Source organism: Streptomyces sp. NRRL S-87, from assembly GCF_000719335.1.
In the GTDB taxonomy this organism is placed as follows: Bacteria; Actinomycetota; Actinomycetes; order Streptomycetales; family Streptomycetaceae; genus Streptomyces.
Genome location: NZ_JOGB01000002.1, coordinates 86357 through 109388 on the forward strand (window position 1 = coordinate 86357; position 23032 = coordinate 109388).

The window sequence follows — 23032 nt, forward strand, 5'->3', positions numbered from 1 at the left end:
ACGACGGAAACACGCGTCAACACTGCGTATCGGATACGTGAACCCGATGTGCGCTCCACCCCGACGCGCGAGTATCGTCCTCACCTGCACCGACGTTGCGCTGCACCGCGGTGCACGAACGACTCAAGACGCCGGAGGGCTCACGTTGTCCCGTTTCGCGCTGATCAGGGCTTCACTTCGACCGTTCCTGCGCATGATGTTCCGTCCGCAGGTCGAGGGGGCCGAGAACATCCCCGGCACCGGTCCGGTCATCCTTGCGGGCAACCACCTCACCTTCATCGACTCGATGATCCTTCCGCTGGTCTGCGAGCGGCAGGTGTGCTTCATCGGCAAGGACGAGTACGTCACGGGCAAGGGCCTCAAGGGCCGCCTGATGGCCTGGTTCTTCACGGGTGTCGGCATGATCCCGGTCGACCGCGACGGGGCGAACGGCGGCGTGGCCGCCCTCATGACCGGCCGCCGGATCCTGGAGGAGGGCCGGATCTTCGGCATCTACCCGGAGGGCACCCGCTCCCCCGACGGCCGCCTCTACCGCGGTCGTACCGGCATCGCCCGGCTGACCCTGATGACCGGGGCGCCCGTGGTGCCTTTCGCCATGATCGGCACCGACAAGCTCCAGCCCGGCGGCGCGGGCCTGCCCCGGCCGGGCAAGGTCACGGTGCGGTTCGGCGAGCCGATGGAGTTCTCCCGGTACGAGGGCATGGACCGCGACCGGTACGTGCTGCGGGCCGTCACGGACTCGGTGATGACCGAGGTCATGCGCCTCTCCGGCCAGGAGTACGTGGACATGTACGCGACCAAGGCGAAGGAAGCCGCGTGAGCGCTCGCGCCTGAGGCTCCAAGGAGCCGAGGCTCCGAAAACGGCCGGAACCCGTCGGGTCCGGCCGTTTTTCGTGCGCTCGTGACTACTGCCGGCTCAGGGCGCGGGTGATGCCCGCGGCGATGGTGGTGGCCAGCGTCCAGCCGGTGACGATCAGCAGGTACGAGAGCCACTGCTGCCAGCCCGCCGGCGCGAAGGCGCTCTCCTGGCCGAAGCCGATGATCGGCAGCAGCAGGTCGAGCGTGTAGAAGACCGGGTTGAACTGCGGCGCCTCGTCCGCCTTGAGCGGGGCGGGGTGGTGCACCGCGAAGGCGACGGATCCGACGAGCAGCAGCGCCACCAGCCATCCGGCCGCCCGCATGGGGCGGAAGCCGTAGCCGACGGTCGCGTCCTGCAGGATCCCCCAGATCCGGGCGTACCGGGGCAGGGTCCGGCGGTGGCGGCGGAGCTTGGCGAGCTGGACGGTGCGGGCGCCCGCCTCGTCGCCCGCCGTGCGGTAGGCCGCCGCGAGCTGCTCGTACGCGTACGGCAGGTAGCCCGCCTCGTCGCGTTCGAGCAGCGGCAGCCGCTCCTCGGCGGGGCGGTGCGGCGCCAGGGTGCGGTAGGTCAGGCCGTCCAGGAGGATCCCGTCGGGGAGCACCTCGGTCGGCACGTGGAGCAGGTCGAGCTGGGAGCGGCGCAGGCTGACGGTGCCGCGGACGGGCTCGGAACCGCGCAGCCACAGCTCCCCGACGTCGGCGCTGGTGACCCGCAGCGCCAGGCCGCCCGGGTTGGAGAGGGTGACGCGGTGCAGGTCGAGCTGGCCGGGGATGCGGGCGCCCTTGAGGTCGACCCGGCCGACGGCCCGGATGTCCTTGGCGGACAGGTCGGTGCCGACGGAGAGGGTCTCGGCGTGGATGGCGCTGCCCCCCGGGTTGCTGAACGACCCCGAATCGAGGAGCACGCGGCCGGCCACGGTGGTGCCGTTGAGCAGGAACCGGCCGTGCACCGTGAGCCGCTTGGCGCGGATGTCCGTGCCGACGGTGGTGTGGTTGAGCAGCAGGCTGGTGGGCTGGGACTCGTCGTGCCGGACGGGCGCTCCGGGGGTGCCGATCACGGCGTCGTTGAGGAACACCCCGCCCCCGATGCGCGCCCCGGAGAGCCGTACCTGGCCCGTGATGCGGGCGCAGGAGAGCCGGAGGTAGACCTCGAGGTCCAGGTTGGAGGCCTCCAGGCCGGGCAGGACGGAGTCGGTGAGGGCCAGGACCCGCATCCGGGCCCCGTAGAGGTCCGGCTCCTCCTCGAAGTGGCAGGTCCGCAGGCGTACCGGGTGGTCGATCGCGGCGTACTTCAGGCGCAGGGTGCCGGTGATCCGGGCGCCGTGGAGGGTGAGGCCGGCGGCGGCGCCCTCGCGGGTGGGGGCGGTCAGGAGCAGGGCGCGCAGGACCTCGGCCCGTACGGTGCGGTCGGGGCCCCACGCGGCGCCGTCGGCGGCGTCCTCGTCGGGGTCTCCGCGGAAGTCCACGCCCTCGTCGTACGGGAACGCCTGCCAGATGCGGCGCTCCGCCGGGGTCAGGTCGGTGATCTCCATCGGGCGGATGCTGCCGCTCGTGCGATCATACTGTCAACTCCCGGCGGAGCAGTGGCCGCTGGCGGTGCGTCAGCGGCCGAGCGGGTCCTCGGTTCAGTGCTCGACGTGGTCGGCGAGCTGCTGGCCGCGCAGCAGGAACCAGGCGGCGACCGCCGTGGCCAGCAGGACCGCGGCGCCCACCAGCGACGCCATGTGCAGGCCGTCCACGAAGGCGCCCTGCGCGGCGGCGGCGAGCTGCTCCCCCGCCCCGCCGGGCAGCGTCCCGGCCGCCTCGACGGCCCCGCCGAGGGACTCGTGGGCCGCCTCGGCCACCGGGGCCGGTACGCCCTCCGGCACCGGGAAGCCCCGGTAGACGCCGGTCACGATGGAGCCGAGCAGGGCGATGCCGAGTGCGGCGCCGAGCTCGTACGCGGTCTCGGAGACGGCGGAGGCCGAGCCGGCCTGCTCCTTCGGCACGCTGGAGAGGATCACGTCGGCGGTGACCGTGAAGGAGAAGCCGGCGCCGACGCCGACCACCAGCAGGGCCGCACCCAGGACCGGATAGCCGCTGTCCTGGTCGATCAGGGCGAGCGCGCCCAGCGCCAGGCCGATGGCGGCCAGGCCACCGGTGACGACGGACCGGACCGAGAACCGGCGGGCGGCCCGGCCGGCCAGGAGGCCGGTGGCCACCGCGCCGAGGGCGGCGGGCAGCTCGGCCAGGCCGGCCTCGAGCGGGTCGCGGCCCTGGACGAGCTGGAGGAACTGGGAGAGGAAGAAGACCAGTCCGGACAGGCCGAACACGGTCAGCAGGTCCGCCAGCACCGCGCCGGAGAAGCCGCGGTGGCGGAACAGCCGCATGTCGAGCAGCGGCGCGGGGAGCGTGAGCTGGCGGCGGACGAACAGCCACAGGGCGCCGGCGCCGAGCAGTGCGGCCACACCGGCCTGGGCGGTCGGCCCGTAGGCGGCCGTCTCCTTGACGGCGTACACGAGGCCGATGACGCCGACCAGGGACAGGCCCACGCTGGGCAGGTCCCAGGGGCCGGCCACCGGGTTCTTCGACTCGGGCAGCAACTTGACGCCGACGAGGACGAGGAGCGCCATCACGGGCAGGTTGATGAGGAAGACCGAGCCCCACCAGAAGTGGTTCAGCAGGAACCCGCCGACGACCGGGCCGACCGCGGCACCGGCGGAGGCGGCGGCGCCCCAGATGCCGATGGCGAGGCTGCGCTCCTTGGGGTCCTGGAAGATGTTCCGGATCAGGGCCAGGGTGGAGGGCATGAGGGTCGCGCCGGCGACGCCGAGCAGGGCGCGGGCGACGATCATCATCTCGGGGCTGGTGGCGTACGCGTTCAGGACGGAGACGGCACCGAAGGCGACGGCGCCGGTGAGCAGCAGCCGCTTGCGGCCGATGCGGTCGCCGAGGCTGCCCATGGAGACGAGCAGGCCGGCGATCACGAACGAGTACACGTCGCCGATCCAGAGCAGCTGGGCGCCGGAGGGCTGGAGGTCCTCGCTCAGGAACGGCGTGGCCAGGCCCAGGACGGTGGCGTCGACCGCGACCAGCAGCACGGCCAGCACCAGGACGGACAGCGCGAGCCAGCGGCCGCGCGAGCCGGCGGCGGCCGGCGGCGTGGCGGTGGTGGTCCGTGTTCCCTTCCCTGCCCGCAGCTGTTCGGTACTGGTCATTTCTCACTCCGTCGTGCGCCACCGAGCAACAGCTCGATGATCATGTGTTGGAAGTCCTTGGCGGCGACCCGGCCGTCCATCACGGCCCAGGCGCAGGTGGCGATGAGGCCGTAGAGGGCCTCGGTGAGCCAGGCGGGGCTGAGGTCGATGCGGATCTCGCCCCGCTCCTGGCCGCGCCGGAAGAGCGCGGAGACGCGGGCGTCGAGCCGGGCCCAGCCCTCGTTGACCTGGTCGCCCTCGAAGAGCTGGTTCTCGGTGACGAGGAAGGCGAGCAGCTGGGCGTCGGGCTCGGACTCGGCGACCAGGCGCCTGAGCGCCTCGACGACGGAGCCCTCCTCCAGCGCGGCCCGGTCGAAGGCGCCCTCGAACGCGCGGATGCCGAGGTCCTCGAGGGCCCGTACGAGCGCGTCGCGGCCGGCGAAGTGCCGGTGGAGCGTGGCGCGGCCGATGCCGGCGGCCTTGGCGACCTCGTCCATCGTCGCGGTCGACTTGCGGGAGAGCAGGGCGGCGGCGGCGCGCAGTACGTGGTCTCGATCCATGGCCATGAGACAACGATACCCCATCTGAGACATCCATGTCTCATTTTAGAGCGCGGCAGCTCCTGCCACGGGTTGACGCCTGAGGGGCCCGTCACCCGTCCGGGCCGTCCCGGCGGTCGCCGTGGGCGTGCCGCTGCGAGTCTGGAGGCCCCACGAGCCTTCACCGACCGTCGGCCGGACGCCGGACGTCACGCCGACGGGCCGGTGGGAGAGGTTGCCCCATGCGCACCGAGGACGACGTGCGAGACCTTCCCCCGTTCGTCATCAAGAGGATCAAGAACTCCCACGACTGGGACCGGTTCCTGATCACCCAGGCCCAGCGCTACCTGGTCCGGGCCCTGCCCGAGGCCAAGGCGCGCATCGTGTACAGCGATCTGACCCGGGCCGCGGCCAGCCTGGACGGCAGGGCCCACGAGCTGAAGCCGAAGGAGGTCTTCGCCCGCATGGAGCCCCTGCTGGACACGTTCTCGGACATCGAGGACCTGTGTCCGCCCCCGAGGCCGATCCACATCCGGTGGCCGAAGCCGCACCTGGAGCGCGAATCCGCGGGCCCGCTCCCCGATCCGTGGCTCGTCCTCGGCCCGCTCCCCGATCCGTGGCAGCCGTTCGCCGACGTCGCACCGGTCCGGGCGCTCCCGGTCCTGGAGGCCCTCGACTCGCTCGCCGGGGAGTTCAGCGACGCCAAGACGGGCGCGCTGTTCCGGGAGGCCCTCGCCGGAGCCCGGGCCGGCATCGGCTGAGCCGGCCGGCGTCGACCGGGCCGCGCCGACGACCGCCGGGCCGCGCCGGCGAACGCCGGGCCCCGGTGGCGACCGCCGTGGCCCGGCGGCGCAACGCGTGAGGGCGGTGGGTGCCGGACGGCACCCACCGCCCTCCGGCGACGATCGGGGCTACTTCTGCTTGGCGGTGGCCCAGGCGTGCTGGATGACCAGGTCCGCCTTCAGCTCGGTCAGCTGGACGGCGACGGCCGACGGGGCCGTGCCGCCGCGGCCGTTGCGGGAGGCCAGGGCGCCGGGGACGTCGAGGACCGTACGGACCTCGGGCGTGAGGTGCTCGGAGATCTTGGCGAACTGCTCGTCGGTGAGGCCGTCCAGCTCGATGCCCTCCGCTTCGCAGACCTTGACGCACTCGCCCGCGACCTCGTGGGCGACCCGGAACGGCACGCCCTGCTTGACCAGCCACTCCGCGATGTCCGTCGCGAGCGAGAAGCCGGCCGGGGCGAGCTCCTCCATCCGCTCCCGGTTCACCGTCAGGGTGGCCATCATGCCGGTGAAGGCGGGGAGCAGGACCTCCAGCGTGTCGCAGGAGTCGAAGACCGGCTCCTTGTCCTCCTGGAGGTCCCGGTTGTAGGCCAGCGGCAGGGCCTTGAGCGTGGCCAGCAGGCCGGTCAGGTTGCCGATGAGGCGGCCCGACTTGCCGCGCGCCAGCTCCGCGATGTCCGGGTTCTTCTTCTGCGGCATGATCGAGGAGCCGGTGGAGAAGGCGTCGTGCAGGGTCACGAAGGAGAACTCCTTCGTGTTCCAGATGATGACCTCCTCCGCGATCCGGGACAGGTTGATCCCGATCATCGCGGTGATGAAGGCGAACTCGGCGACGAAGTCCCGCGAGGCCGTCCCGTCGATGGAGTTGCCCGCGGAGCCCCGCTCGAAGCCGAGGTCGGCCGCGACCGCCTCCGGGTCGAGTCCGAGGGAGGAGCCGGCCAGCGCGCCCGAGCCGTACGGCGAGACGGCCGTCCGGGTGTCCCACTGCCGCAGCCGCTCCGCGTCCCGGGACAGCGACTGGACGTGCGCGAGGACGTGGTGGGCGAAGAGCACCGGCTGGGCGTGCTGGAGGTGGGTACGGCCTGGCATGGCCACGTCCGCGTGCGCCTCGGCCAGGCCCACCAGCGCGTCCTGGAGCTCGGCGATCAGACCGCCGATGATCCGGGCGTGGTCGCGCAGGTACATGCGGAAGAGCGTGGCGACCTGGTCGTTGCGGGAGCGGCCGGCCCGCAGCTTGCCGCCGAGGTCGGGGCCGAGCCGCTCCAGCAGGCCCCGCTCCAGCGCGGTGTGCACGTCCTCGTCGGCGATGGTGCCGGTGAACGAGCCGTCGGCGACGTCCGCCTCCAGCCGGTCCAGACCCGCGATCATGCGCTCGAGCTCGTCGGCGGTGAGCAGCCCGGCCTTGTGCAGCACGCGGGCGTGGGCACGGGAGCCGGCGATGTCGTACGGGGCCAGCCGCCAGTCGAAGTGGACCGAGGCGGACAGCTTCGCCAGGGCCTCGGCGGGCCCGTCGGCGAACCGGCCGCCCCAGAGCCGGACGTCACCGTTGTTGCTGCTCACTGCTCTGCTCCTCGCGTGTGCAAGAGGGGGTGCTGCCGGTGCCCGGATGCATCGGCGGGATGTACGGCCGCCTCCCCGCCGCGGAGGAGCGGGGAGGCGGTCGTTTTCACCGTACGCCGCGCCGCGGCCGACCCGGCGATGCGCTCACGGGCGCCCGGGGGGACCGGTGGGTGGCGCGGCGTACGGTCCTGCTGCCTGGGATCAGGCGAGGTCGCGCTTGGCCGCGATCTTCGACGACAGGCCGAAGATCTCGATGAAGCCCTGGGCCTTCGACTGGTCGAAGGTGTCGCCGGTGTCGTAGGTGGCGAGGTTGAAGTCGTACAGCGACTGGTCCGACTTCCGGCCGGTGACGACGGCGCGGCCGCCGTGCAGGGTCATCCGGATGTCGCCGGTGACGTGCTGGTTGGCCTCGTTGATGAAACCGTCCAGGGCGCGCTTGAGCGGCGAGAACCACAGGCCGTCGTAGACCAGCTCGCCCCAGCGCTGCTCGACCTGCCGCTTGTAGCGGGCCAGCTCGCGCTCGACGGTGACGCTCTCCAGCTCCTGGTGCGCGGTGATCAGCGCGATCGCGCCCGGGGCCTCGTACACCTCGCGGGACTTGATGCCGACCAGCCGGTCCTCGACCATGTCGATCCGGCCGATGCCCTGGGCGCCGGCCCGCTCGTTGAGCTGCTGGATGGCCTGCAGGACGGTGACGGGCTTGCCGTCGACGGCGACCGGGACGCCCTCCTTGAAGGAGATGACGACCTCGTCCGCCTCGCGGACCACGGCCGGGTTCTGGGTGTACTCGTAGATGTCCTCGATCGGGGCGTTCCAGATGTCCTCGAGGAAGCCGGTCTCGATCGCGCGGCCGAAGACGTTCTGGTCGATGGAGTACGGGGACTTCTTCGTCGTCGCGATCGGCAGCTCGGCCCGCTCGGCGAACGCGATGGCCTTGTCCCGGGTCATGGCGTAGTCGCGGACCGGGGCGATGCACTTCAGGTCCGGGCCGAGGGCCTGGATGCCGGCCTCGAAGCGGACCTGGTCGTTGCCCTTGCCGGTGCAGCCGTGGGCCACGATCGACGCGTCGTGCTTCTTCGCGGCGGCGACCAGGTGCTTGACGATCGTGGGGCGCGACAGCGCGGAGACCAGCGGGTAGCGGTCCATGTAGAGGGCGTTGGCCTTGATCGCCGGGAGGCAGTACTCCTCGGCGAACTCGTCCTTGGCGTCCGCGACCTCGGCCTCGACGGCACCGCAGGCGAGCGCGCGCTTGCGGATGACGTCCAGGTCCTCGCCGCCCTGGCCGACGTCCACGGCAACGGCGATGACCTCGGCGCCCGTCTCCTCGGCGATCCAGCCGATGGCGACGGAGGTGTCCAGGCCGCCCGAGTAGGCGAGTACGACGCGCTCGGTCACGGGTTTCTCCTTACGGTGCAATCAACGACAGGCATAACTATGCATGACTCCGTATGTTTCGTCAACGAGCCCTGGCGGCACAGCTCTGACCTGGGCGAATACTCGGAGGCAGAGCCCCGGCCCGCCGTCTACGCTGCTCCCGAGCGGCCGAGCACACGGCGAAAGGGGCGACATGGACACCGACGCGGGCGCCGACGCCGGTACGGGCGAGGACGCCGGGACGGGTACGGACACGGCCGCCGGCGTGCTGATGGCCCGCCGGATCGCCGAGGGGGCGGACGTCGCCCGGGCCCTGGGCCTCCGGCACGTCGACGAGCAGACCGCGGCCGGCCGCTGGTTCGCGCTCGACTTCGGCGTACGCCGGTGGGGCCGGCCCGAGCGGCTGCCCGCCCCCGCGCCGGGGCCGTCCGCGGCCGACGGCCGCGGCGGCCGCCCGCTGCGCGGCTCCGAGCTCGCCCTCGCCCTGTGCCACCCGGACGGCCGTGTCCGCGAGGCCGCCCTCGACCGGATCGCGGCGGACCACGCGGAGCTGCTGCCGCTGGTGGTGATCCGGTGCGCCGACTGGGCGCGGCCGGTACGGGAGCGGGCCCGCGCCCTGCTCCCCCGGCTGCTGGCACAGCTTCCCCCGGCGGAGGTCCTGGCCCTGGTGCCGGTTGCGCTGCGGGGAGGCCTGCGCGAGCGCGGCGGCTGGGCCCAGGAGCTGATCGTGACGGCGCTCGGAACGCTGCCCGGCCGCGATCCGGCCCGCCGGCTGCGGGTCGGCGCCGATCTGCCCACCCGCCGCCTCGGAGCCCGCCTGACCGTGGCGCAGGGCCACCTTCCGGCGGCGGAGCTCGCGGCCCTGGCGGCCGCGGACCGGGACGTGGTCGTCCAGCGGCTGTACGCGGACGCCGCCCTCGCGGCGCTCCCCGAGGCCGCCGGCAGGAGCCGCGAACGGGACCCGGACCCGGCCGGCGTCCCCGACGCGATCGCACCGCTGCTCGCGGCCCGGCCCGCCGAAGTGAGGGCGGCCGGGGTCACGGCGCTGCACCGGGCCGGGCGGCCGGATCTCGCGCCGCCGTACCTCCTCGACCGCTCGCCCCTCGTCCGGGCATGCGCCCGTTGGGTGCTGCGCCAGTACGGCACCGACCCGCGACCGCTCTACCGGGACCTGTGCACGGGTCCGGCGGCGGTGCCGCGCCGGGCGCCGGTCGGGCTGGGCGAGTGCCGGACGCCCGGCACCCGGGCCCGCGACGCGGACGCGGCCGTCCTGACGGCACTGCTGGCCCACCCCGACGGACTGGTACGGGCGGACGCGGTGACCGGGCTGCGGCTGCTGGGGCGGGCGCGCCCGGAGTCGATGCTGCCCCTGGTCGACGACCCGTCACCTTCGGTCGTCCGTGAGGCGACCCGGGCGCTGCTGCCCTTCGACGACCGCCTCCCGGACCAGCGGCTCAGGCAGCGCCTCGACCCCGCCGGGCCGGAGCACCGCCGCCGGGCCGCGGCCCGTCTGCTGTCCGCCCGGTACGGCGGCGACCCCTGGGCGGGCACCGGACCGGCCGACGGGCGGCGGGAGTTGCGCGCCGAGGGTGCGGAGGCCACCTCTCCGGCCGCGGCCCCGACGCCGGTCCGTGCCCCCCTGCCGGAATCGGGCCGACACCACCTGCCGTGGTGGCGGATACTCACCCCATGGGGAAAACGTACGAACGAATAGACGGACGGCTGCGGACCTTCATCGAGGCGCAGCCGGTGTTCTTCACCGCCACGGCGCCACTGGCCGGGGACGGCCACATCAACCTCTCGCCCAAGGGCCGGGCCGGCACCTTGGTGGTGATCGACGAGCAGACGCTCGCGTACCTGGACTTCGGCGGCAGCGGCGCCGAGACCATCGCGCACGTGCGCGAGAACGGCCGCATCACCCTCATGTGGTGCGCCTTCGACGGCCCCCCCAACATCGTGCGCGTGCACGGCCAGGGCGAGGCCGTGTTCCGCGACGACCCCCGCTGGCCGGAACTGATCGGGCTGTTCGAGGCCGTGGACGGCCCCTCCGCCCGCGCGGTCGTCCTGGTGCACGCCAACCGGATCTCCGACACCTGCGGCTACGCCGTGCCGTTCATGGACTACCGCGAGGAACGCACGCTGCACGCCGAGTACTTCGGGCGCAAGACGGACGAGGAGTTCGCCGCGTACTGCGAGAAGAAGGAGCACATCGGCACCAGCCTCGACGGCCTGCCCCGCGCTGCCGCTCCCGCTGCCGCCGCGTACGGCCTGAGGCGGGTACCGCACGACCCGGCCGCGCGCCCGGCGCGTCCGGTAGGGTCGCCGCCGCGTACCGTCTGATGCGCCGTCCGTTTCCCTCCCGCACCGAGAGGTCCGCCCGTGCGCATCGCCGCCGCCCTGGCCGCCGGAACAGCCCTGCTCCTCGGCCCCGTCGCACACGCCGCACCGCCCGGCCCCGTCGGGCCGACCGACACCCGGCCGGCGGCACTGCCCCTGCCCGCCCGGATGGCCGACACCGGCGGCGGCACGCAGCTGATCACCGCCGTCGCGCCCGCGCCCGGCTCCACCACGGGCACCGTGACCTGGTGGGACCGGCGCGCGGGCCGGTGGTTCGAGGCCGGCAGCGCCCCGGCCCGGTTCGGCGCGCACGGGCTGGCGGAGGGGACCACCCGCGTGCAGGGCACCAGCACGACCCCGGCCGGGCTGTACGCGCTGCCGTACGCCTTCGGGATCCAGATGGCGCCGGCCGGGACCGCGTTCCGGTACCGGCGCGTGACGCCGCAGTCGTGGTGGTGCCAGGACAACGCCTCCACCCGCTACAACCGCTGGGTCGAGCCGCTGCCCGCGGACTGCGCGCCCGGGGAGGCCGAGCACCTGGTCTCGTACGCCGCCCAGTACGCGTACGCGCTGGTCATCGGGTTCAACTACGACCGGCCGGTGCGCGGCCGGGGGGCCGGCATCTTCCTGCACGTCAACGGGCGCGGCGCCACGGCCGGGTGCGTGTCCGTCCCGGAGCGGGACATGCGCCGGATCCTGACCTGGGCCGACCCGCACCGCCACCCGCACATCGCGATCGGCACCCGCTCCGGGGCCCTGGACGTGACCGCCTACTAGCCAGGCCGCACGCTTCGCCGCACCGGATGCGCGAAGGGCCCCGGCGGGCGTCCGCCGGGGCCCTTCGCACGGGAGGGGTCAGCCCTCCTTCTGGGCCAGTTTCAGGAGGTGGTCGGCCAGGGCCTGGCCGCCCGCCGGGTCGCGGCTGATGAGCATGAGCGTGTCGTCGCCCGCGATGGTGCCGAGCACGGCGTGCAGTTCGGCCTGGTCGATGGCCGAGGCCAGGAACTGGGCCGCCCCCGGGGGGGTGCGCAGGACCACGAGGTTGGCGGAGGCCTCCGCGGAGATCAGCAGTTCACCGGAGAGGCGCCGCATGCGCTCCTCCTTGGCCGACTCGCCCAGCGGTGCCTGCGGGGTGCGGAAGCCGCCCTCGCTGGGGACCGCGTAGATGAGCTCGCCACCGGTGTTGCGGATCTTCACCGCGCCCAGCTCGTCGAGGTCGCGCGAGAGCGTCGCCTGGGTGACGCTCAGCCCGTCGTCGGCGAGCAGCTTGGCCAGCTGGCTCTGGGAGCGGACCGGCTGCCGGTTGAGGATGTCCACGATCCGGCGGTGGCGGGCGGTGCGGGTCTGCGGGACGGCGGGGCCGCCTCCGGAGTCCGCGCGGGAGGACCCGTACTGCTCGTTGTCCTGCGCCTGGCTCATCGTCGTCTCATTCTCCGGTCCGTCCGCCGCCTGCGTTGCCTGCGTTGTCGAGGATGCCGGGCAGGGCCCGCACGAAAGCGTCCACCTCGTCCTCCGAGACCACGTACGCGGGCATGAGGCGTACGACGTCGGGGGCGGGGGCGTTCACGAGGAAGCCGGCGTCCTGAGCCGCGCGCTGCACCTGGGCGGCGAGGGGCTCGGTCAGCACGATACCCAGCAGCAGGCCCGCACCGCGGACGTGGGAGACCAGCGGGTGGCCGGAGGCTTCGATTCCGGAACGCAGCCGCTCGCCGCGCTCCTTGACCTGGTCGAGCAGCCCCTCGGCCGCGATGGTGTCGAGCACGGCGAGGCCCGCGGCGCAGGCGACGGGGTTGCCGCCGAAGGTGGTGCCGTGCTGGCCGGGCTTGAGCAGGTCGGCGGCGGGGCCGAAGGCGGCCACGGCCCCGATGGGCAGGCCGCCGCCCAGGCCCTTGGCGAGGGTGACGAGGTCGGGGTCGACGCCCTCGTCCGCCTGGTGCGCGAACCACTGGCCGCACCGGCCGACGCCGGTCTGGACCTCGTCGAGGACGAGGAGGGTGCCGGTGGCCCGGGTGATCTCGCGGGCGGCCTTGAGGTAGCCCGGGGGCGGGACGACGACGCCGAACTCGCCCTGGACGGGTTCGAGGATGACGAAGGCCGTCTCCTCGGTGACGGCCGCGCGCAGCGCCTCCACGTCGCCGTACGGCACGTGCGTGACGTCGCCGGGCAGCGGCAGGAAGGGGGTCTGCTTGCCGGGCTGGCCGGTGAGCGCGAGGGCGCCCATGGTCCGGCCGTGGAAACCGCCGTTCGTGGCGACCATGTGGGTGCGGCCGGTGAGCCGGCCGATCTTGAACGCCGCCTCGACCGCCTCGGCACCGGAGTTGCAGAAGAACACCCGGCCGGGCCGGCCGAAGTGCTGCAGCAGCCGCTCGCCGAGGGCGAGGACCGGCTCGGAGGCGTAGAGGTTGGACACGTGGCCGAGGGTGGCGACCTGGTCGGACACGGCCCGGACGATCGCGGGGTGCGCGTGGCCGAGGGCGTTGACCGCGATGCCGCCGACGAAGTCGGTGTACGCGTTGCCGTCGGCGTCCCAGACCTGCGCGCCCTCGCCGCGGACCAGGGCGACGGCGGGGGTGCCGTAGTTGTCGGTCAGGGTGTCCCGCCAGCGCTGGGCGAGCTCCTGGTTGGACGTCGTACCGCCGCTCATGTCCGGTCCCCTCCCTGCTCGTCGGGCACGACCATCGTGCCGATTCCTTCGTCCGTGAAGATCTCCAGCAGGATCGAGTGCTGGACCCGCCCGTCGATGACGCGGGCGGTGCGGACGCCGTTGCGCACGGCGTGCAGGCAGCCCTCCATCTTGGGCACCATGCCGCTGGACAGCTCGGGCAGCAGCTTCTCCAGCTCGCTGACCGTGAGCCGGCTGATGACCTCGTCGCTGTTGGGCCAGTCCGCGTACAGGCCCTCGACATCGGTGAGGACCATCAGCGTCTCGGCGCCGAGGGCGGCCGCGAGGGCCGCTGCCGCGGTGTCGGCGTTGACGTTGTAGATGTGGCCGTCGTCGGCGCTGCGCGCGATGGAGGAGACGACCGGGATGCGGCCGTCCTCCAGCAGCGCCGCGATGGCCCCGGTGTCGATGGCGGTGATCTCGCCGACCCGGCCGATGTCGACGAGCTCGCCGTCGATCTCCGGCTTGTGCTGCACGGCGGAGATGGTGTGGGCGTCCTCGCCGGTCAGACCGACGGCCAGCGGCCCGTGCTGGTTGAGCAGCCCGACCAGCTCGCGCTGGACCTGACCGGCCAGGACCATGCGGACGACGTCCATGGCCTCGGGCGTCGTGACGCGCAGCCCGGCCTTGAACTCGCTGACCAGGCCGTGCTTGTCGAGCTGGGCGCTGATCTGCGGGCCGCCGCCGTGGACCACGACGGGCTTGATGCCGGCGTGCCGCAGGAAGACGACGTCCTGGGCGAAGGCGGCCTTCAGCTCCTCGTTGACCATGGCGTTGCCGCCGAACTTGATCACGACGGTCTTGCCGTGGTGGCGGGTGAGCCAGGGCAGGGCCTCGATGAGGATCTGGGCCTTGGGGAGGGCGGTGTGCTTCCGCGCGGTACCGGTCATGAGGAGTAGGCGCTGTTCTCGTGGACGTACTCGGCGGTCAGGTCGTTGGCCCAGATCACGGCGGACTCGGAGCCGGCGGAGAGGTCGGCGGTGATGCGGACCTCCCGGTCCTTCATGCTGACCAGGTCGCGGTCCTCCCCCACCGAGCCGTTCTTGCAGACCCAGACGCCGTTGATGGCCACGTGCAGCCGGTCGGGGTCGAAGGCGGCCTTGGTGGTGCCGATGGCGGAGAGCACCCGGCCCCAGTTGGGGTCCTCGCCGTGGATGGCGCACTTGAGGAGGTTGTTGCGGGCGATGGAGCGCCCGACCTCGACGGCGTCCTCCTCGCTGGCGGCGCCGACGACCTCGATGCGGATGTCCTTGCTGGCGCCCTCGGCGTCGCCGATGAGCTGGCGGGCCAGGTCGTCGCAGACGGTCCGGACGGCGTCGGCGAAGTCGGCGGCGGGAGGCGTGACGCCGGAGGCGCCGGAGGCGAGCAGCAGCACGGTGTCGTTGGTGGACATGCAGCCGTCGGAGTCGACCCGGTCGAAGGTGAGCCGGGTGGCCGAGCGCAGTGCGGTGTCGAGGGCGGCACTGTCGAGGTCGGCGTCGGTGGTGAGGACCACGAGCATGGTGGCCAGGCCCGGGGCGAGCATGCCGGCGCCCTTGGCCATGCCGCCGACGGTCCAGCCGTCGCCCTCGAAGACGGCCGTCTTGTGCACGGTGTCGGTGGTCTTGATGGCGATGGCGGCGGCCTCGCCGCCGTCCTCGGCGAGGGCCGCGGCTGCGGTCTCGACGCCGGGCAGCAGCTTGTCCATGGGGAGCAGGACGCCGATCAGGCCGGTGGAGGCCACGGCGATCTCGCCGGCGTTGTGCTCGCCGCCCGCGATGCCGCCCGCGTTGAGGGTGTCGGCGGCCTTCTCGGCGGTGGCGTGGGTGTCCTGGAAGCCCCGGGGGCCGGTGCAGGCGTTGGCGCCGCCGGAGTTGAGGACGACGGCGCTGACGGCGCCGCCGCGCAGCACCTGCTCGGACCACTGCACCGGGGCGGCCTTGACGCGGTTGGAGGTGAACACGCCGGCAGCGGCCAGGCGGGGGCCGTGGTTGACCACGAGGGCCAGGTCGGGGTTGCCGTTCTCCTTGATTCCCGCGGCGATGCCCGCCGCGGTGAATCCCTGTGCAGCCGTAACCGTCACGGCGCCACTCCAATCGTGGAAAGTCCCAGTGCCTCGTCGAAGCCGAGGGCGATGTTCATGCTCTGCACCGCGCCGCCCGCGGTGCCCTTGGTCAGGTTGTCGATGGCGCTGATCGCGATGACCCGGCCGGCGGCCGGGTCGTACGCGACCTGGACCTGCACGGCGTTGGAGCCGTACACGGCGGCGGTGGCGGGCCACTGCCCGGCGGGGAGCAGGTGGACGAAGGGCTCGTCGGCGTACGCCTTCTCGTACGCGGCCCGCAGCGAGTCGGCGGTGGTGCCGGGGGCCGCCTTGGCGCTGCAGGTGGCGAGGATGCCGCGGGGCATGGGAGCGAGGGTGGGCGTGAAGGACACGGACACCTTCTCCCCCGCCGCGGCCGAGAGGTTCTGGCTCATCTCGGGGGTGTGGCGGTGGCCGCCGCCGACGCCGTACGGGGTCATGTTGCCCATGGTCTCGGCGCCGAGCAGGTGCGGCTTGGGGGTCTTGCCGGCGCCGGAGGTGCCGGAGGCGGCGACGACCACGGCTTCGGGCTCGGCGAGGCCGGCCGCGTACGCCGGGTAGAGCGCGAGCGAGACGGCGGTGGGGTAGCAACCGGGCACCGCGATGCGCTTGGACCCCTCCAGCGCGGTGCGGGCGCCCGGCAGTTCGGGAAGGCCGTACGGCCAGGTGCCGGCGTGCGGGGAGCCGTAGAACGCCTCCCAGTCGGCGGCGTCCTGCAGGCGGAAGTCGGCGCCCATGTCGACGACCAGCACGTCCGGGCCGAGCTGCTCGGCGACCGCGGCGGACTGGCCGTGCGGGAGCGCGAGGAACACCACGTCGTGCCGTCGGCCCTGGCCGGCCAGCACCTCGGGGGTGGTCGGCTCCAGCACGCGGTCGGCGAGCGGGAGGAGGTGGGGCTGGAGGGCGCCGAGGCGCTGGCCGGCGTTGGACGCGCCGGTCAGCGCGCCGATCTCGACCTCGGGGTGCGCGAGGAGCAGGCGCAGGAGTTCTCCGCCCGCGTACCCGCTCGCACCGGCCACCGCTGCTCGTACCACCATCGGACCCTCCATCGTTCGATGGCATGACTATACGTATCGATGCACGTTTATGCAAAGGTCTTCCGCGCCACCCCGGACGGGGTGCTGCGACTGAGCACGCTATCTGGCCGTTGAGCGCCCTGGTTGGCCCGCTGTGTACTCCATTTGGCCTCTTGAGAGGCCACCGATCAGGTCCGAGCCCTCTGATCTGCGTGAACTTGGGGCACCTGAACCAGGGCGGCCGGGGGAGGGCTCAGTGGGCTGGTGGGGCGTCGGAATCGTGCGGTAGCGGATGTCCGGCGGCCCCCCTCCTTCCGCTGGCCAAGGCGGTGATCCTGGCCTGAACGGCCGGCAGCTGGGCAACGAAGGGTCATGGGACCGGACGGGAGCGGCGAGTCCCGGATTGCTTAGGGCACGCTTTGATGGCGATGTTCCTCAATCCCCGGATCGCCGTGGTCGGGCGGACAATCTTGCCGGCTCAGGCCTTCGCGGGGTACCACTCGGTAGGCAAGATCAGCCCGTCGGGCAGTGGCTTCTCAGCCGGTGGCACAAGACCCGATGGCGGTTGCCCGCTCGCAGCCGACAGGTCGACCTTGGCGCCGGAGAACGCCGCGCCGAGGAAGGAGACCTTTGCGCCGATGAACCCAGCAGCCCGGAACGTGACCTGGCTGTCGGAGAACCTTGTGCCGCAGAACTCCACCACTCCAGCGAAAAATCTTGCGCCGCGGAAGGAGACCGTGGCGCCGGAGAACGTCGCGCCGCCGAAGCCGACCGTGGCGCCGGAGAACTCTGCGCCGCGGAAGGAGACGGTGGCGCCGGAGAACGCCGCGCCGAGGAGGACGGTGCCGCCAGAGAACACACTGCAGAAGTCGACCCCGCGGCCGAGGAACCTTGCGTCGTCGAAGGTCACCGTGCCGGCAGAGAAGTTTGCGCCACGGAAGGAGGCTGAGGTGTCGAGGAAGTTCGCGCTGAAGTCGACTCGGGCGCCTGAGAAGGTCGCGTCCCTGAAGTCGACCTCGCTGTCGGAAAACGCGGCGCTGCGGAACGTGACCTCGCCGTCGGAGAACTTCGTACCCCTGAAGTCGACCCTGACGCCGGAGAACTTCGTGTCCTTGAAGTCGACTCGGGCGCCAGAGAAGGTCGCGTCCCTGAAATCGACCCTGCCGCCGGAAAACTTCGCGCCGCTGAAGTCGCCTCCGTCGAAGACGACACCGGTGAAGTCGAAGCGAAGCCCTTGCCACGAGTGTGGATGGTCCGGTAACAGACGCAGGTGGTCGCGGATGAGACGGATGACCGTGTGCCGCACTTCCCGCAGGGCCAGGTACGCGTGCCGGGCCCCAGCGTCGCCGTCGGACAGGTCAGCCTCAGCACTGTAGGGCAGGCGAAGGTAGGCGCACAGCACGTCGACGCAGGTCTGCTGAAGGTCGGGGGTGGGGGCGTCGTCAGCAAGGCTGGCCAGGGCATGTACGGCGCCGAGGCGGACGGCCTCAGACGTTTCGCCGAGTTGGGACACAGCCTTGGTGAAGCGTTCTGTGTGCAGGCGAGTCTCTTCGCGCAGGGCTCCGGCCTCGTCAACGCGCTGACGCCGATAGCCATTGACCAAGGCAACCAGGGCCCCGGCGCCCGCGACCACACCGAATGATACTTTCACAAGATCGAACAGCTCCCTGGAGCCGATGCGCTGCTCGCGTGCCAGCCCCTGGACGCCGAGCAGTTTCCACCCGGCGTAGAACGTCACGGTGGTTGCGAGGATCGCGGCGGCGAAGGCCAGAACAAGAACTCCGTGGATCGGCCACAACCCCAGGCGGCCTTGCTGTTCCGGTTGGCGGCGTCGGCGGCCTGGCCAAAGGCGCAGGCGGCGCTGCTGTCCCGGCTGACGGCGGGGCAGAAGTGCTGACATCGCACCACCACAACATCATTCGCCGCCACTCATGGTGGCAGCGCGCCGCACCCGGCGACCCTTTCCCCGGGTTGCCGCATCGCTCGACCACGCGTGCACCGAAACCGAGCAAGCCGCGGCGGCCCAAACCCGACCGAGCAGGCCGGCGACCGTTCACTCCGAGGAGGTCGGTAAGGCCGAGTCCACCGGCAGGCCGACCCCTGCCGCAGGCAGAATGATCCTGAGCGCCGTAGCTGTCCATCCGGGCCAGATGGCGCGCTCGGTCACAGGTGCGCGACGACGCCGCGGTGGGCGGGTTGGGGGCCGGAGGGGGACGGGGGCGTCAGGCGCCGACGTAGGCGGCCAGGTGTTCGGCGGTGAGGGTGGAGCGGGCGGCGACGAGGTCCGCGGGGGTGCCCTCGAAGACGATCCGGCCGCCGTCGTGGCCGGCTCCGGGGCCGAGGTCGATGATCCAGTCGGCGTGGGCCATGACCGCCTGGTGGTGCTCGATGACGATCACGGACCTGCCCGAGTCGACGAGCCGGTCGAGCAGGCCGAGGAGGTGCTCGACATCGGCGAGGTGCAGGCCGGTGGTGGGCTCGTCCAGGACGTAGATCCCGCCCTTCTCCCCCATGTGCGAGGCCAGCTTCAGCCGCTGCCGCTCGCCGCCCGAGAGCGTGGTGAGGGGCTGGCCGAGGCTGAGGTAGCCGAGACCGACGTCGGCGAGCCGTTCCAGGATCCTGTGCGCGGCCGGCGTGCGCGCTTCACCGGCGCCGAAGAACTCCTCAGCCTCGGTCACGGGCATCGCGAGCACCTCGCTGATGTCCCGCCCGCCGAGGCGGTACTCGAGGACCGAGGCCTGGAAGCGCCTGCCCTCGCACTCCTCGCAGGTGGTGGCCACGCCGGCCATCATCGCCAGGTCGGTGTAGACGACGCCGGCGCCGTTGCAGGTGGGGCAGGCGCCCTCGGAGTTGGCGCTGAACAGCGCCGGCTTCACGCCGTTGGCCTTGGCGAAGGCCTTGCGGATCGGGTCGAGCAGCCCGGTGTACGTCGCCGGGTTGCTGCGCCGCGAGCCGCGGATCGGGCTCTGGTCGACCGAGACCACACCCTCCTCGGCCGGGATCGACCCGTGGACGAGCGAGCTCTTGCCCGAGCCGGCCACGCCGGTGATGACGGTCAGGACGCCCAGCGGGATGTCGACGTCGACGCCCTGCAGGTTGTGCGTCGTCGCGCCGCGGACCGCCAGCGCGCCGGTGGACCTACGGACGGACGTCTTGAGGGCAGAGCGGTCGTCGAAGTGGCGGCCGGTGGTCGTGCCGGCCGCCCGCAGCCCGTCGACGGTGCCCTCGAAGCAGACCGAGCCGCCCGCGGCTCCGGCGCCGGGGCCGAGGTCGACGACGTGGTCGGCGATCTCGATGACCTCCGGCTTGTGTTCGACGACGAGGACGGTGTTGCCCTTGTCGCGCAGCCGCAGCAGCAGCTCGTTCATCCGCTGGATGTCGTGCGGGTGCAGGCCCGCGGTGGGCTCGTCGAAGACGTACGTGACGTCGGTGAGGGACGAGCCGAGGTGGCGGATCATCTTGACGCGCTGCGCCTCTCCGCCCGAGAGCGTGCCCGCGGGCCGGTCGAGCGAGAGGTAGCCGAGGCCGATCTCCGTGAAGGAGTCCAGGGAGTGCCGGAGCTTGGCCAGCAGCGGGGCCACCGACGCCTCGTCGAGACCGCGGACCCAGTCCGCCAGGTCACTGATCTGCATCGCGCAGGCGTCGGCGATGCTGATGCCCGCGACCTTCGAGGACCGGGCCGCCTCGGTGAGGCGGGTGCCGTCGCAGTCGGGGCACGTGGTGAACGTGACCGCCCGCTGCACGAAGGCGCGGACGTGCGGCTGCAGCGCGTCGACGTCCTTGGCCAGCATCGACTTCTGCAGCTTCGGGATCAGACCCTCGTACGTGAGGTTGATGCCCTCGACCTTGATCTTGGTGGGCTCCTTGTGGAGCAGGTCGTGCAGCTCCCGCTTCGTGTACCTGCGGATCGGCTTGTCCATGTCGAAGAAACCGGAGCCCGCGAAGATGCGCCCGTACCAGCCGTCCATGCTGTAGCCGGGGATGGTCAGGGCGCCCTCGGCGAGCGACTTGGCGGCGTCGTACAGCTGGGACAGGTCGATGTCGTTGACGGAGCCGCGGCCCTCGCAGCGCGGGCACATGCCGCCGGTGCGGCGGAAGGTCGCCTTCTGGGCCTTCTGGTCGCCGCGCTCGACGGTGATGGCGCCGGTCGCGTGGACCGAGGGGACGTTGAAGGCGTACGCGCCGGGCGGGCCGATGTGCGGGCTGCCGAGCCGGCTGAAGAGGATGCGGAGCATCGCGTTGGCGTCGGTGGCGGTGCCGACGGTCGAGCGCGGGTCGGCGCCCATCCGCTGCTGGTCGACGATGATCGCGGTGGTCAGGCCGTCGAGCACGTCGACGTCGGGGCGCGCGAGGCTGGGCATGAACCCCTGGACGAAGGCGCTGTACGTCTCGTTGATCAGCCGCTGCGACTCGGCGGCGATCGTGTCGAAGACGAGCGAGCTCTTGCCGGAGCCGGAGACGCCCGTGAACACCGTCAGCCGGCGCTTGGGGATCTCGATGCTGACGTCCTTGAGGTTGTTCTCGCGCGCGCCGAGCACGCGGATGAGGTCGTGGCTGTCGGCGGCGTGCGGCTCCGACGCGTGCACGTCCGTCCTCGTGGCCCTGCGCATCGTCTCGTCTCCATCCGTTTGCACGGCCCGGGGGCGGCCCCCTGGTACGGGCCCGCCGACCGTGAGCGGTCCACCGTATGCGCTCTTCAGCCCGTGCGGGGCTGGTTGAAGCGGAGCATGTTGCCCGCCGGGTCGCGGAAGGCGCAGTCGCGGACGCCGTAGGGCTGGTCGATCGGCTCCTGCAGCACCTCCCCGCCGGCGGCGCGGATGCGTTCGAAGGTGGCGTCGACGTCGTCGGTGGAGAAGATCACGCCGCGCAGGTGGCCCTTGGCCAGCAGCTCCGCCATCGCCTGCCGGTCGGCCGGGGACGCGCCGGGGTCGGCGAGCGGCGGTTCGAGGACGATCTCCACGTCCGGCTGGGCGGGGGACCCGACGGTCACCCAGCGCATCCCCTCGAACCCGACGTCGTTGCGCACCTCCAGGCCGAGGACGTCCCGGTAGAAGGCGAGCGCCTTGTCGTGGTCGTCGACCGCGATGAAGCACTGGGACAGCTTGACGTTCATGCCCTCGACGCTACGAGCCGCGCGCCGATCCCGCTCCTCGCCGTGCCGGGCGGTCGGCGTGGGTGGGACCGCGGCGGGTCGTGCGGCCCGGTGGCGGCCGGTCAGCCGCCGGCCCGCACCGGCCGGGTGTGGATCTTGGCGACGCAGGCGGGGATCGGCGCGCCGGCCTCGTGGCAGCGGGCCCGGTAGGCGCTCGGGGTCTCGCCGACGAGTTCGGTGAAACGCGAGCTGAACGAGCCCAGCGACGTACAGCCGACCGCGAAGCACACCTCGGTGACGCTGAGGTCGCCCCGCCGCAGCAGCGCCTTGGCGCGCTCGACGCGGCGGGTCATCAGGTAGCTGTACGGCGTCTCGCCGAAGGCGGTGCGGAAGCTGCGGGAGAAGTGCCCCGCGGACATCAGTGCGACGGCCGCCAGGGCAGGCACGTCCAGTGGCTCCGCGTAGTCGCGGTCCATGGTGTCCCGCGCACGCCGCAACCGCTTCAGGTCCTCCAAGCCCATGCCCCCCAGCATGGCACGGCGCACTGACAGCGGCCCCGACGACCGCCACGGGGCCGCTGCCGGCGAGGGGCCGGTCGTCAGCGGAGGCGGGCGGCGGTGACGGAGACCGTGGTGTACCGCGCCGTGAACGAGCCGCCGAGGGCGTCGACGGCGGTGCCCACGGCGTCGAGGAGCCCGGCGAGGCGGTCGGCGGGGAGGCGGGTGAAGGCGCCCAGCGTCGGCAGCTGGTCGAGCCACGCCTCTCGGGTGTACGTCCACTCCCACGCGTCCCGCCCGCGCTCCGGCGGGCCGAAGGAGCCGGCGGCACCCAGGCCCTCGACGGTCCGGTCGAGGACCTTCGCGTAGGCCTGCTCCCCCTGGTCCGTGAGCGCGCGGGGGTCGAAGGGCAGGTCCGGGAGGAGGCGGGCGTAGACGGCACCGAAGGCCTCCGCGGCGGCGGGCGGCAGCCGCAGGGCGTTCCAGAACGCGGCGAACCGGCCGCCGGGGCGCAGGACGGCGGCCGCCTTGGCCGCGCCGGCCGCCGGGTCGATCCAGTGCCAGGCCTGGGCGGCGACGACCGCGTCGAAGGTGCGGCCGGCCGGGTCCCACTCCTCGAACGTCGCCGTCTCCGTCCGCACGCCGAGGCGCTCGGCGACGGCGGCCATCCGGGCGTCGGGCTCGACACCGAGCACGCGGCACCCGGCGGCCCGGAACTGACGGGCCGCGATCCCGGTGCCGGAGCCGACGTCGAGCACGGCGGGCGGGGCGCCGGCCGGACCGCTGCCGGCAGGACCGCTGCAGGCAGGACCGCTGCTGCCGGGCGGCGGCGCGGTGCCGGCCGGGGCGGCGGCCGGCGGGACGCGACCGGCCGCCGCGGCGGCGGTCACTCGGGCGACCAACGCGTCGGGGTAGCGGGGGCGGGCGCGCTCGTAGCGCTCGGCGTCGTCTCCGAAGGACTCGGCGACGTCGCGTCGGCGGTGCGATCCGTGCGGCTGCGGGGTGGGGTCGGGTTCTCCCGACGCTAAGGTGGGCATGTGCCCACTATGAGTGGGCACATGCCCACTGGTCAACGGT

Annotated in this window: 19 protein-coding genes and 1 pseudogene; 5 read left to right on the forward strand and 15 right to left on the reverse strand. The window is 72.8% G+C overall.

Annotation, left to right across the window (positions count from 1 at the left end; translation table 11 throughout):
* The first annotated feature begins 46 nt into the window (after positions 1 to 46).
* Positions 47 to 820 carry a 1-acyl-sn-glycerol-3-phosphate acyltransferase gene (locus tag IF43_RS0101500; protein ID WP_078909852.1) on the forward strand — a complete coding sequence of 258 codons (774 nt, stop codon included), beginning with the start codon at positions 47 to 49 and terminating at the stop codon, positions 818 to 820.
* Between the two features lie 85 nt (positions 821 to 905).
* Here the strand turns inward: IF43_RS0101500 and IF43_RS0101505 are convergent, their stop codons facing one another.
* The 3 genes from IF43_RS0101505 to IF43_RS0101515 all read right to left on the reverse strand — a co-directional run bounded on the left by IF43_RS0101505 (position 906) and on the right by IF43_RS0101515 (position 4600).
* Entirely contained in the window at positions 906 to 2390 is a 1485-nt protein-coding gene (locus IF43_RS0101505) for a hypothetical protein (protein ID WP_030192877.1), read from the reverse strand.
* A gap of 93 nt (positions 2391 to 2483) precedes the next feature.
* Positions 2484 to 4055 carry an MFS transporter gene (locus tag IF43_RS0101510; RefSeq protein WP_030192879.1) on the reverse strand — a complete coding sequence of 524 codons (1572 nt, stop codon included), beginning with the start codon at positions 4053 to 4055 and terminating at the stop codon, positions 2484 to 2486.
* The gene (locus tag IF43_RS0101515) at positions 4052 to 4600 is read right to left on the reverse strand and encodes a TetR/AcrR family transcriptional regulator (protein WP_030192881.1); all 549 of its coding nucleotides are present in this window, start codon (positions 4598 to 4600) and stop codon (positions 4052 to 4054) included. Before IF43_RS0101515 ends, IF43_RS0101510 begins: the two co-directional genes overlap by 4 nt.
* Positions 4601 to 4815: 215 nt before the next feature.
* On the opposite strand from IF43_RS0101515, the gene IF43_RS0101520 reads away from it, so the two are divergent.
* A complete protein-coding gene (locus IF43_RS0101520; RefSeq protein ID WP_030192884.1) occupies positions 4816 to 5334 on the forward strand; it encodes a hypothetical protein in 519 nt (172 codons plus the stop codon).
* A 150-nt stretch (positions 5335 to 5484) separates the two neighbouring features.
* Here the strand turns inward: IF43_RS0101520 and argH are convergent, their stop codons facing one another.
* Positions 5485 to 6915 carry an argininosuccinate lyase gene (gene argH / locus IF43_RS0101525; protein WP_030192886.1) on the reverse strand — a complete coding sequence of 477 codons (1431 nt, stop codon included), beginning with the start codon at positions 6913 to 6915 and terminating at the stop codon, positions 5485 to 5487.
* A gap of 201 nt (positions 6916 to 7116) precedes the next feature.
* A complete protein-coding gene (locus IF43_RS0101530) occupies positions 7117 to 8310 on the reverse strand; it encodes an argininosuccinate synthase (RefSeq protein WP_030192888.1) in 1194 nt (397 codons plus the stop codon).
* 172 nt (positions 8311 to 8482) lie between these two features.
* Between IF43_RS0101530 and IF43_RS35965 the strand changes: the two genes are divergently transcribed.
* The 3 genes and pseudogenes from IF43_RS35965 to IF43_RS0101545 all read left to right on the forward strand — a co-directional run bounded on the left by IF43_RS35965 (position 8483) and on the right by IF43_RS0101545 (position 11403).
* The gene (locus tag IF43_RS35965) at positions 8483 to 10003 is read left to right on the forward strand and encodes a hypothetical protein (protein WP_051794520.1); all 1521 of its coding nucleotides are present in this window, start codon (positions 8483 to 8485) and stop codon (positions 10001 to 10003) included.
* Positions 9979 to 10561 (forward strand): annotated as a pseudogene (locus IF43_RS35970) (pyridoxamine 5'-phosphate oxidase family protein). Before IF43_RS35965 ends, IF43_RS35970 begins: the two are co-directional and overlap by 25 nt.
* 107 nt (positions 10562 to 10668) lie before the next feature.
* Positions 10669 to 11403, forward strand: coding sequence for a L,D-transpeptidase (locus IF43_RS0101545; RefSeq protein WP_030192893.1), 735 nt, complete (start codon positions 10669 to 10671; stop codon positions 11401 to 11403).
* Positions 11404 to 11481: 78 nt separating this feature from the next.
* Here the strand turns inward: IF43_RS0101545 and IF43_RS0101550 are convergent, their stop codons facing one another.
* The 10 genes from IF43_RS0101550 to IF43_RS0101595 form a co-directional block, all read right to left on the reverse strand.
* Positions 11482 to 12045, reverse strand: coding sequence for an arginine repressor (locus tag IF43_RS0101550; RefSeq protein ID WP_030192896.1), 564 nt, complete (start codon positions 12043 to 12045; stop codon positions 11482 to 11484).
* Between the two features lie 7 nt (positions 12046 to 12052).
* Positions 12053 to 13270, reverse strand: coding sequence for an acetylornithine transaminase (locus tag IF43_RS0101555; RefSeq protein ID WP_030192898.1), 1218 nt, complete (start codon positions 13268 to 13270; stop codon positions 12053 to 12055).
* Positions 13267 to 14178: an acetylglutamate kinase gene (argB, locus tag IF43_RS0101560; RefSeq protein ID WP_030192900.1), complete on the reverse strand. Its 912-nt coding sequence runs from the start codon at positions 14176 to 14178 to the stop codon at positions 13267 to 13269. The genes IF43_RS0101555 and argB overlap by 4 nt, the downstream gene beginning before the upstream one ends.
* The gene (gene argJ / locus IF43_RS0101565; protein WP_030192901.1) at positions 14175 to 15350 is read right to left on the reverse strand and encodes a bifunctional glutamate N-acetyltransferase/amino-acid acetyltransferase ArgJ; all 1176 of its coding nucleotides are present in this window, start codon (positions 15348 to 15350) and stop codon (positions 14175 to 14177) included. Before argJ ends, argB begins: the two co-directional genes overlap by 4 nt.
* A complete protein-coding gene (argC, locus tag IF43_RS0101570; RefSeq protein WP_030192904.1) occupies positions 15347 to 16387 on the reverse strand; it encodes an N-acetyl-gamma-glutamyl-phosphate reductase in 1041 nt (346 codons plus the stop codon). Before argC ends, argJ begins: the two co-directional genes overlap by 4 nt.
* Before the next feature lie 457 nt (positions 16388 to 16844).
* Positions 16845 to 18266: a pentapeptide repeat-containing protein gene (locus tag IF43_RS0101575; RefSeq protein WP_030192907.1), complete on the reverse strand. Its 1422-nt coding sequence runs from the start codon at positions 18264 to 18266 to the stop codon at positions 16845 to 16847.
* A 322-nt stretch (positions 18267 to 18588) separates the two neighbouring features.
* Positions 18589 to 20976, reverse strand: a complete 2388-nt coding sequence (locus IF43_RS0101580; protein ID WP_030192909.1) for an excinuclease ABC subunit UvrA — start codon at positions 20974 to 20976, stop codon at positions 18589 to 18591.
* 86 nt (positions 20977 to 21062) lie between these two features.
* Entirely contained in the window at positions 21063 to 21479 is a 417-nt protein-coding gene (locus tag IF43_RS0101585; protein WP_030192911.1) for a VOC family protein, read from the reverse strand.
* A gap of 101 nt (positions 21480 to 21580) precedes the next feature.
* Positions 21581 to 21979 (reverse strand): helix-turn-helix domain-containing protein, encoded by a 399-nt coding sequence (locus IF43_RS0101590; RefSeq protein WP_030192913.1) that lies wholly within the window; start codon positions 21977 to 21979, stop codon positions 21581 to 21583.
* Positions 21980 to 22056: 77 nt separating this feature from the next.
* The gene (locus IF43_RS0101595; protein WP_030192915.1) at positions 22057 to 22992 is read right to left on the reverse strand and encodes a bifunctional 2-polyprenyl-6-hydroxyphenol methylase/3-demethylubiquinol 3-O-methyltransferase UbiG; all 936 of its coding nucleotides are present in this window, start codon (positions 22990 to 22992) and stop codon (positions 22057 to 22059) included.
* Between the last annotated feature and the right edge of the window lie 40 nt (positions 22993 to 23032).